Raw genomic sequence first — 1,422 nt, 5'->3', positions numbered from 1 at the left:
GAGATATTGTCAAGATCTGTGGATGAGGTTGTTTCAGGCAGCCTCCTGCTGGTCGGGTGAGGCGGTGCCGGGTTCGACGAGTTCGCCGTTTTTGAAGGTGGCGCCGGCCCGGACGTGAGCGACGAGGTGGGGTGCGTTGACGGCCCGCCATTTCGTCTGTGCGGCTTCGATGAGTTTGTAGGCCATCGCCAGTCCCGCGGCCCGTGAGCCGGGGCCCTTGGTCACCTTGGTGCGCAACCGGACCGTGGCGAAGGTCGACTCGATCGGGTTGGTCGTGCGCAGATGAATCCAGTGCTCGGCCGGGTAACGGTAGAACTCCAGCAGCACATCAGCGTCGTCGACGATCTTGGCGACCGCTTTGGGGTACTTGGCGCCGTAGGTCTTGGCGAAAGCCGTGATCGCGGTGCGGGCGTGGTCGATGTCTTCGGCGTTGTAGATCTCCTGCATCGCTTTGATCGCATTCGGATGGGCCGACTTCGGCAGTGCGGCAAGCACATTGCCTTGTTTATGAAACCAGCACCGCTGCTCTCGGGTATCCGGGAACACCTCGCGCAACGCAGCCCAGAACCCCAGGGCACCGTCCCCGACGGCCAGGTTCGGGGCCGCCATGCCGCGGCGCCGGCACGACCGCAACAGATCGGCCCACGATTCGGTCGATTCGCGGTAGCCATCGGCCAGGGCGACGAGCTCTTTACGGCCGTCGGCCCGCACACCGATCATCACCAACAGGCACAGTTTCTCCTGCTCAAGCCGGACTTTGAGGTGGATTCCGTCGACCCAGAGGTAGACATAATCGCTGGTGATGTCGCGGTCTTCGAAGGCCGCGGCTTCCTTCTGCCACTGGCTGGTCAACCGGGTGATCGTGGCCGCCGACAACCCTGCACCCGAGCCGAGAAACTGCTCGAGTGCCGGCCCGAAATCCCCCGACGACAACCCGTGCAGGTACAGCAGCGGCAACACCGCGCTGACCTCCGGACTCTTGCGTGCCCACGCCGGGATGATCTTCGACGAGAACCGTTGACGTTCACCAGTTTCAGGGTCGACCCGCTTGTCGTTGACCCGCGGTGCCCGCACCGGCACCGCACCTGCAGCGGTCATCACCTCCCGCTCGTTGTGGTAGCCGTTACGCACCACCAGCCGGCGACCGTGCTCATCGACCTGATCGGTGAACTGATCGACATAGGCAGCGACCTCGGCCTGCAGGGCTGCGGCGAGCATCTGCCGGGCCCCGTCGCGCACGATCTCATCGAGGATCGACCGGTGATCGTCGTTGGACTGGTTGGAACCATCAGGGGCGTTGACTACCGTGAGCATGAGGCGTGCCTTTCCGCCAGCGCTGCAACGCTGACTTGATCAAGTGACTACCGGGATCATTCTGCGGGAAGGCACGCCCTCCCAGATCCACAGGTCTTGATCATTCCT

1 protein-coding gene is annotated in these 1,422 nt (G+C 63.5%); it reads right to left on the bottom strand.

The window, feature by feature from the left end; all coding sequences use genetic code 11:
• Window positions 1–33: 33 nt before the first annotated feature.
• Window positions 34–1,314, bottom strand: a complete 1,281-nt coding sequence (locus GOOTI_RS20500) for an IS256 family transposase (protein ID WP_007240524.1) — start codon at window positions 1,312–1,314, stop codon at window positions 34–36.
• Window positions 1,315–1,422 lie beyond the last annotated feature (108 nt).

It is taken from the genome of Gordonia otitidis NBRC 100426 (genome assembly GCF_000248075.1).
Taxonomy (GTDB): Bacteria; Actinomycetota; Actinomycetes; order Mycobacteriales; family Mycobacteriaceae; genus Gordonia; species Gordonia otitidis.
The sequence above is the reverse complement of the archived record's forward strand: the minus strand, read 5'-3'. Positions and strand labels throughout refer to the sequence as shown.